Origin of the sequence: Saccharopolyspora sp. NPDC050389 (assembly GCF_040655595.1) — a bacterium.
In the GTDB taxonomy this organism is placed as follows: Bacteria; Actinomycetota; Actinomycetes; order Mycobacteriales; family Pseudonocardiaceae; genus Saccharopolyspora.
In genome coordinates this window covers 1-8,204 of sequence record NZ_JBFAKG010000061.1, presented here as the reverse complement: position 1 = coordinate 8,204, position 8,204 = coordinate 1, and the positions used below count along the sequence as shown (strand labels likewise).

Here is an 8,204-nt window from a genome sequence, read left to right as displayed (position 1 = left end):
CTCTTCTCTTCGGGGGGGGGGGGGGGCGCCCCGGGCGCCCCCGGGGGGGGGGGGCTCTAGGGGCTTTCTTTTTTGGGGGCCAAATCCCACCCAAAAAGACTCACGGCCCCGTTCGCACCGCGGCCTTTCCGTTCTCAGTCGATCTGCTCGTAAGCGGGCAGCGTCAGGAAGTCGACGAAGTCGTCGGCCACCGCCACCTGCTCGAACAGCTCAACCGCCCGGCCCAGGTTGTCGACCGGGAAACCGTCTTCGGCCCGCAGCTGCTTCTCGATGTCGGCCAGCACCTCGCGGACCAGGTCCGCGGTGACCTGCTCGCCACCGGCCAGCACCACGCTGTTGTGCAGCCACTGCCAAATCTGCGAACGCGAGATCTCGGCGGTCGCGGCGTCCTCCATCAGGTTGTGGATCGCCGCCGCGCCGTTGCCACCCAGCCACGACACGATGTAGCGCACGCCGACGTCGACCGCGGCGCGCAGGCCCTCGATAGTCTTCTCACCAGGAGTGTCGGCGACCGACAGCAGCTGGTCGGCGGTCACCGAGACCTCGTCGCGGGTGCGGTCGATCTGGTTGGGCTTGTCGCCCAGCACCGCGTCGAACTCCTCGAAGCAGATCGGCACCAGGCCGGGGTGGGCGACCCAGGAGCCGTCGAAGCCGTCGCCGGCCTCGCGCTTCTTGTCGTCGTGCACCTTGCCCATCGCGGCATCGTTGGTGGCCGGGTCCTTGGTGGGGATGAACGCGGCCATGCCGCCGATCGCGAACGCGCCGCGCTTGTGGCAGGTGCGCACCAGCAGTTCGGTGTAGGCGCGCATGAACGGCGCGGTCATGGTCACCGAGTTGCGGTCCGGCAGGATGTACTTGTCCGAGTCGCGGAAGGTCTTGATCACGCTGAACAGGTAGTCCCAGCGGCCCGCGTTGAGGCCGGCGGAGTGGTCGCGCAGCTCGTAGAGGATCTCCTCCATCTCGAACGCGGCCGGGTAGGTCTCGATCAGCACCGTGGCGCGCACGGTGCCGTGCGGGACACCGAGCGCCTGCTGGGCGTGGGTGAACACGTCATTCCACAGCCGCGCCTCGAGGTGGCTCTCCATCTTCGGCAGGTAGAAGTACGGCCCGCTGCCGCGGCTGATCAGTTCCTTGGCGTTGTGGAAGAAGTGCAGGCCGAAGTCGACGAACGCGGCGACCACCGGCTTGCCGTCGACCAGGATGTGCTTCTCGTCGAAGTGCCAGCCGCGGGGACGCACCAGCGGCACGGCGTGCTTGACGTCGTCGCGCAGCTTGTACTGCTTGCCCTCGGGCGTGGTCAGCTCGATCTGCTTGCGCACCAGGTCGAAGAGGTTGACCTGGCCGGAGACCACGTTGCGCCAGTGCGGGGTGTTGGCGTCTTCGAGGTCGGCGAGCCAGATGCGCGCGCCGGAGTTCAGCGCGTTGATCGCCATCTTGCGGTCGGTCGGGCCGGTGATCTCGACGCGCCGGTCGGCGATGTCGGCGGGCGGCGCGGCCACCTGCCAGTCGCCTTCGCGGATGTGCCGGGTCTCCTCCAGGAAGTCCAGCCGCCCCTTGGCGGTGGCCTCGGCACGACGCTCCTTGCGGCGGGCGAGCAGCTCGTCGCGGCGGGCGCCGAAGGCGCGCTGCAGGCCTGCGACGAACTCGAGCGCTTCCTTGGTGAGGATCTCGTCCCCGCGCTCGACGGCACCGCCGAGCACCTGCACTCCTGCTGGCGTTTCGGACATGGGAAGTCCACCTCTTTCTGCTGCCGGGTTCCAGACGGTGGCTTGATGGCTCACCTTGCCGCGTGGCGGACTGTCGCGCACCCGACGGGCACGCGGCGGCCACTCCGCTAGCGGTACGCCCGTTATGTTTTCTGCATCGTGGATGTTAGTTTCCATATAGCGTTCGAAGCAACATGAGCTGGCGCACCCGCCACGGACTAGACTCTGCTCAGCCAGCACAGTGGAAAGGGAGTTCTGCGATGACCACTGGCCCGCAGCGGGCGACTCAGGGCGGAGGGGTGCAGTCGGTCGAACGCACCTTCGAGCTCCTGGAACTGATGGCTGACGCCGGCGGCGAAGTCGCCCTGTCCGAGCTCGCCGAGAAGTCCGGCCTACCGCTCCCGACGATCCACCGCATCATCCGCACGCTGGTGAGCAACGGCTACGCCCGTCAGCAGCCCTCCCGCCGCTACGCGCTCGGCCCCCGGCTGATCCGGCTCGGCGAGACCGCCAGCCGCGCGCTCGGCTCCTGGGCCCGCCCGTACCTCGCCGAGCTCACCGACGCCACCGGCGAGACCTCCAACATGGCGGTGCTCGACGGCGAGCAGATCGTCTACGTCGCGCAGGTCCCCTCGCAGCACTCCATGCGGATGTTCACCGAGGTCGGCCGCCGGGTCGACGCACACGCCACGGCCGTCGGCAAGGCCGTCATGGCCACGATGCCGCCGGAGACGGTGACGCAGCTGCTCTCCCGCACGACGATGCACCCGCAGACCGAGCGCACCATCATCACGGTCGAGGCGATGCAGGAAGAGCTGGGCCGCATCCGCCAGCAGGGCTACGCGCTGGACGACGGCGAGCAGGAGGTCGGCGTGCGCTGCTACGCCGTCGCCGTGCCGGGAGCACCGGCGGGCGCGGCGATCTCGATCAGCGGCCCGGAAGGCCGGATGACGCGAATCTCGACGGACGAGGTCATCCCGCTGATGAAGCGCCTGGCCAGCGACCTCTCGGCCGAGCTGAGCGTCAGCAACACGGCCTGACCCGACGCCGAAGCTCGCCAACGGCGCAAAACCCGCGTCGAGCGGATGAAGCGAACGGCCTGTTCACCTCGCCTATCGAGGCAAACAGGCCGTTCACTCCGAACCAACTGGCGAGGACGACCTCGTGCCGTGAATGGGCAGCCCGGAGTCCGGACCGTGAAGGGCTTGCGAGACCTGGCGGAGCTGCTTGCGGCGGCGGAGCCACCACACCGTCAGCGCGAGCAGCGCGGCGATGCCGAGCAGCGGCAGCCCCAGCATGCCCACGGCCGACTGCACCTGCTCGTACGCCTCGCCCGACCAGGCGCCGAGCAGCACCAGCGTCGTCGCCCAGGCCGCCGCCACCGGCACGTTGCAGATCGTGAACCGCAGGTGCGTGACCTTGGCGTGCCCCGCCAGCCGGGGCACCAGCGTCCGCACCACGGCGAAGCACTGCGACGCCGCCACCGTCGCCTCCGCGCGTCCGTCCAATGCGGACTCCACGCGCGCGAAGCGCTGCTCGCCGAACCGCTTGACCAGCTGCCGCCGCAGCAAACCGTCCCGGCGGCCGCGGAAGTACCCGTGCTGGCAACCCAAAGCCGTCGCGCCGAAGGCGCTGATCGCGGCCAGCCACACCTCCACGACGCCCTGCCCGGCGAGCCACCCGAGCGCCAGCACCGTGCCCGAGCCCGGCAGGAAAACACCGATCAGCAGGCCGGATTCGGCGAACAGCAGAGCCACGACCACGACGAGCGCGAGCGGGCCGGGAATCCCGGCCAGGAAATCCGTCATCGAGCGACGAGCTCACCGAGCCGCGAACCCCAGGATTCGCCGTTCGGCTCCAGGGTGATCTCGCGGACGTCGTCGTCCCGGCGGCGGATCCGCAGCAGCAGGTAGGCGTCGGCGAGCCGCTCCGCGAGGCCCTCGCCCCACTCGACGACCACCGCGGCATCCGTCAGATCGGTGTCCAGGTCGAGGTCGTCGATCTCGTCCAGCCCGCCCAGCCGGTAGGCGTCGACGTGCACCAGCGCCGGGCCGTCGCCGGATTCCGGCCGGTGCACCCGCGCGATCACGAACGTCGGCGAGGTCACCGCGCCGGTGACGCCCATGCCCGCGGCGATCCCCCGCGCGAGCACGGTCTTGCCGGCCCCGAGCGGCCCGTCCAGCAGCACGAGGTCACCGGCGCGCAGCACGGCTCCCAGCCGGCGGCCGAACTCCAACGTGTCGGACTCCGCCGGCAGTTCGACGGTCTGCAGTGCAGGGCTCAACTCCCGGTCACCTCTCCGCTTCCTTCTCCAACGGCCCGCCGGATCAGCGCGATCAACTGCTCGGTGACCAGCTCCGGGCGCTCCAGCATCACCGGGTGCCCGGCGCCCTCAACGCACACCAGCGTCGCGTCCGGCAGCTCCGCGGCGAGCACCTCGGCGTGCGGCGAGAACGGCGTGACCCGGTCGGCGTCGCCGGTGAGCACCAGCGCCTCGCAGGTCCGCAGCGCCGCCAGCGCCGTCTTGCGGTCGTGCAGGCTGATCGTCTCCAGGAAGTCGGTCACCACCTCGACGGTGGTCGCGCCGATCATCTCGGCCATCAGGTCCACGATCTTCGGCGAGATCTCGCGATCTCCGAACGACAGGTTGCGCACCAGCGTCCAGGTCAGCTTGTCGCCGAGCCGCCGGGTGCGTTCCACCAGGCCCGGCTGGAAGTCCGAGAGCAGCGCGAGCCCGCGCGGCACCGGATTGGCGCGGTGCAGCCACGGCCGGGGCAGCCCGGAGGCGCCGACCGCGCCGGCGGAGGTGCCGATCAGCGCGACCGCGCGAACCCGGTCGCGGAACAGCTCGGGGCGCTGCTCGGCGAGCGCCATGATCGCCATCCCGCCCATCGAATGTCCGGCGAGCACGATCGGCCCCCGGCTCGCCGCCGAGCGCAGTACCGCGTCGAGGTCCCTGCCGAGCTGGTCGATCGTGCTGTTGCGCTTGGCGGAATGGCCGGAGCGGCCGTGGCTGCGGTGGTCGAACAGCACCAGCCGGACCCGCGGCTCGGTGAGCTCGGGCAGGTCGCGGCGCTGGAAGTGCCAGCAGCGGGAGTCGAGCGCGAAGCCGTGCACGAGCACCACGGTCAGCTCCGCTTCGCCGCCGTCGGCAGGCCGGATCTCCTGCACCGACAGCGGAACCCCGTCGTCGGCAGCCACAGTGGACTGCCGGTCCGGGCGGAGCCTGCCGAGCGGCTCGTCGGCGTGCGGATCTTCGGCCTTGCGCTGCGCGGCGATCCGCGAACTGCGCGCGGCGACGCCGACCGCGGCACCGGTGATCGCGGCGCCGAGCACCCCGCTCGTCCAGGCCAACGCCTGCCAGACCGGCTTCACAGCAGCTCCTGTCGTGAGTGCTCACTCCGGTAAGAACCGGAATCAACGCTCACGAGCCCGGCGGGACATCCGTCGCTCATGGCGCCTCCGCGTCGACGACGGTGCGCGTGACGCGCGGCCGGTACATGCCGGTGACGATCTCGTAGTGGATCGTGCCGATCGTGTCGGCCCACTCCGCGGCCGTCGGCTCGCCCCGGTCGCCGGGCCCGAACAGCAGCACCTCGGCGCCGTCCGCGACCTGGTCGTCGCCGCAGTCCACCACCAGCTGATCCATGCACACCCGGCCGAGCACCGGCCGCCGCTTCCCGGCCAGCCACACCGACATCCGGCCCGACAGGGTGCGCGGCACGCCGTCGGCGTAGCCGACCGGCACCAGCGCGAGGTTCGTCGGCTGCTCGGCCGTCCACTGCTGCCCGTACGAGACGCTCTCGCCCACCGCGATGCGCTTGGTCGACACCACCGAGGAGCGGAAGGTCATGGCCGGGCGCAGGTCGTGATCACCGTGCTGCGGAACGGGATCCAGGCCGTAGACGGCGATGCCCGGCCGGACCAGCTCGAAGTGCAGGTCGGGGCGGGTCAGCACGGCCGCCGAGTTCGCCAGGTGCCGGATCGGGTTCAGCCCGGCCGCCCGCGCCTGCTCGTAGGCCAGGCGGAAACGCTCGGCCTGCCGGTCGATCGATGGGTGGTCGAGCTCGTCGGCGCACGCCAGGTGCGACCACACCGCCACGACCTCGACGTGCCCGTCCGCCTCGGCCTTCGCCGCGTCCTCCACCAGCGCGGGCCACAGCTCGGCCGGGCAGCCGTTGCGGCACAGCCCGGTGTCGATCTTGAGGTGCACGCGGGCGACGCGGCCCTGCTGCTCGGCCGCGGCGGCGATCCGGCGCAGGCTGGCCTGCGAGGAAGCGGAGAGTTCGATATCGGCGGCGACCGCCGGGGCGAAGTCGTCGTCTTCGACGTAGAGCCAGCACAGCAGCGGGGCGGTGATGCCGCCGGCGCGCAGCTGCAGGGCTTCGCCGATGGAGGCGACGCCGAGCTGGTCCGCGCCCGATTCGAGCGCGGCGGCGGCGACCGTCAGGGCGCCGTGACCGTAGCCGTCGGACTTCACGATGGCCATCGTGCGGGCACCCGAACTGCGGGCACGCGCCGAGAGCACCGTCACGTTGTGGCGGATCGCGTCGACGTCGATGCGCAGGTCGGCGCGGTACGCGGGCTGGTCACTCATGGCACGCACATGGTCGCACATCCCCCCGCCGCCCTTACCGAGGTACCGGAGCCAGCGCCCTTCTCCGACCGGCCACGGCGCACCGCGCGCAAGAACCTTCCCGGCACCCAACCGAACATGAACTTCCGACGAAATCCCGCACCGAAGGACACCTCCACAACCTGGAGGAAGTTGCGGACCGGTCTCGTGAGCACTTTGGTCCGCTGTAGCGGATCAAAGTGCTCACGAGACTGCGGATGTGCCGCTCAGCGGCTCAGGACAGCGCCGCTTCGCGGACCGTTCGGATCGCGGTGGGAACCGCCGCGAGCAGCGCCGAGGCTCCGATCGGGGCACCGACCTCGGCCGGGGTTCGGGTGGGAGCGCCGTGGGCGGCGAGATCCGCCGCGAGTGCGTGGACGTGCGCGGCGTAGCCGCAGGCCAGCCACGGTTCCAGGCCGCTGGCCAGGAGCGCGCCGATCAATCCGGTGAGCACGTCGCCGGAGCCCGCCGTCGCCGGCCAGGCGTGCCGCGAGTCGTTGACCAGCACCCGGCCGTCCGGCGCGGCGACGATCGTGGTGTTGCCCTTGAGCAGCACCACCGCGTCGAAGCGCGCGGCGACCTCTCGCGCCGCGGCGACCCGGTCGTCGCCGAGTTCCCCACCGGCCAGCCGCGCGAACTCGCCCGCATGCGGCGTCAGCACCAGCGGCGCATCCGGGTCGCGCGCGTCCCACAGCGTGCTGTCGTTGGCGAACAGCGTGATCGAGTCGGCGTCGGCGCACACCGGTCGCCCGGAATCCAGGACGTGCCGCAGCACGTCGCGGCCGCTAGCGCCGGTGCCGATCCCCGGCCCCACCGCCCACGCCTGCACCCGCCCGGCGTCGCTGACCGAACCGGTCGCCACCACCTCCGGCCAGTGCGTGCGCACCACGTCCGCGGCGGGCCCGGCGTAGCGCACCATGCCCGCGGTCGCCTGCACCGCGGCTCCGCTGGCCAGCACCGCGGCGCCGGGGTAGGTCGCCGACCCGGCGGCGACCCCGACCACGCCTTGGCTGTACTTGTCGTCGGTCGGGCCCGGAACCGGCCAGCCCGCGCCGATCTCGGCATCCTGCAGCAGGTAGAGCTCGGGATCGGCCAGGTCGTCGGCCAACCCGATGTCGATCACCTCGACGTCACCGGAGTGCACCGCGCCGGCGCCCAGCACGTGGCAGGGCTTGCGCCCGCCGAAAGTCACCGTGACGTCGGCAAACACCGCCGGGCCGTCGACCGCGCCGGTGACCGGATCGACGCCGCTGGGCAGGTCGACCGCGACGATCGGCACGTCGACCCGGCGCACCAGCTCCGCCGCCACCGGCCGCAGCGGGCCACGCGCGGAAAGGCCGACGATCCCGTCGATCACCACGTCGGCGCGCTCGACCGCATCCGCGGCCTCGGCCCCGATCCCGGCGGTGTCCGGGCTCGAACCCTCGGCCGGCACTGCCCGGCCTCCGGCCCGCCGCAACGCGGCGAGGCCCGCGGCGTGCGCCCTCTCCGGGGCGAGCAGCACGGCCGTGACGCCGACCCCGCGGCGCCGGAGGAACGCCCCGGCCCACAGCGCGTCGCCGCCGTTGTTGCCCGCGCCGACGAGCAGCGCGACGTGGCGACCGGCGACGCCGCCGGTGAACTCGGTGAGGACCCGCGCGGTGTGGACCGAGACGGCGTACGCGGCTCGGCGCATCACCGCGGGCTCCGGTGTCCGGGTGAAAAGCCGCTGCTCGGCGGCGCGGATCTGGTCGGGCGTCCACACTCCGTGCATCGCGTCCTCCTCATCCCGGTCGACGATTGCCGCACAGTCTGCCTCGCGCGGCTCGCCGACGTTCCGCGGTTCAAGGTCCCGGCTGGTGAATCCGGCCGTGAGTCTTTTGGGCTGCTATAGCAACCCAAAA

General features: G+C 71.6%; 7 protein-coding genes. 1 reads left to right on the top strand and 6 read right to left on the bottom strand.

The genetic code is table 11. From position 1 onward, the window contains the following. Positions 1–134: 134 nt before the first annotated feature. Entirely contained in the window at positions 135–1,727 is a 1,593-nt protein-coding gene (gene aceB / locus AB0I53_RS32395; RefSeq protein WP_358611527.1) for a malate synthase A, read from the bottom strand. A 239-nt stretch (positions 1,728–1,966) separates the two neighbouring features. Between aceB and AB0I53_RS32390 the strand changes: the two genes are divergently transcribed. Then, the gene (locus tag AB0I53_RS32390; protein WP_358393550.1) at positions 1,967–2,746 is read left to right on the top strand and encodes an IclR family transcriptional regulator; all 780 of its coding nucleotides are present in this window, start codon (positions 1,967–1,969) and stop codon (positions 2,744–2,746) included. Positions 2,747–2,839: 93 nt separating this feature from the next. Here the strand turns inward: AB0I53_RS32390 and AB0I53_RS32385 are convergent, their stop codons facing one another. The 5 genes from AB0I53_RS32385 to AB0I53_RS32365 all read right to left on the bottom strand — a co-directional run bounded on the left by AB0I53_RS32385 (position 2,840) and on the right by AB0I53_RS32365 (position 8,074). Beyond that, positions 2,840–3,514 (bottom strand): VTT domain-containing protein, encoded by a 675-nt coding sequence (locus AB0I53_RS32385; protein WP_358611524.1) that lies wholly within the window; start codon positions 3,512–3,514, stop codon positions 2,840–2,842. After that, complete coding sequence (gene tsaE, locus AB0I53_RS32380; protein ID WP_358611521.1) at positions 3,511–3,990, bottom strand: tRNA (adenosine(37)-N6)-threonylcarbamoyltransferase complex ATPase subunit type 1 TsaE; 480 nt, start codon at positions 3,988–3,990, stop codon at positions 3,511–3,513. Before tsaE ends, AB0I53_RS32385 begins: the two co-directional genes overlap by 4 nt. Beyond that, on the bottom strand, positions 3,987–5,081 hold the full coding sequence (locus AB0I53_RS32375) for an alpha/beta hydrolase (RefSeq protein WP_358611518.1): 1,095 nt from the start codon (positions 5,079–5,081) through the stop codon (positions 3,987–3,989). Before AB0I53_RS32375 ends, tsaE begins: the two co-directional genes overlap by 4 nt. A gap of 76 nt (positions 5,082–5,157) precedes the next feature. Continuing rightward, on the bottom strand, positions 5,158–6,303 hold the full coding sequence (gene alr, locus AB0I53_RS32370) for an alanine racemase (protein ID WP_358611515.1): 1,146 nt from the start codon (positions 6,301–6,303) through the stop codon (positions 5,158–5,160). A 253-nt stretch (positions 6,304–6,556) separates the two neighbouring features. After that, the gene (locus tag AB0I53_RS32365; protein WP_358611512.1) at positions 6,557–8,074 is read right to left on the bottom strand and encodes an NAD(P)H-hydrate dehydratase; all 1,518 of its coding nucleotides are present in this window, start codon (positions 8,072–8,074) and stop codon (positions 6,557–6,559) included. Between the last annotated feature and the right edge of the window lie 130 nt (positions 8,075–8,204).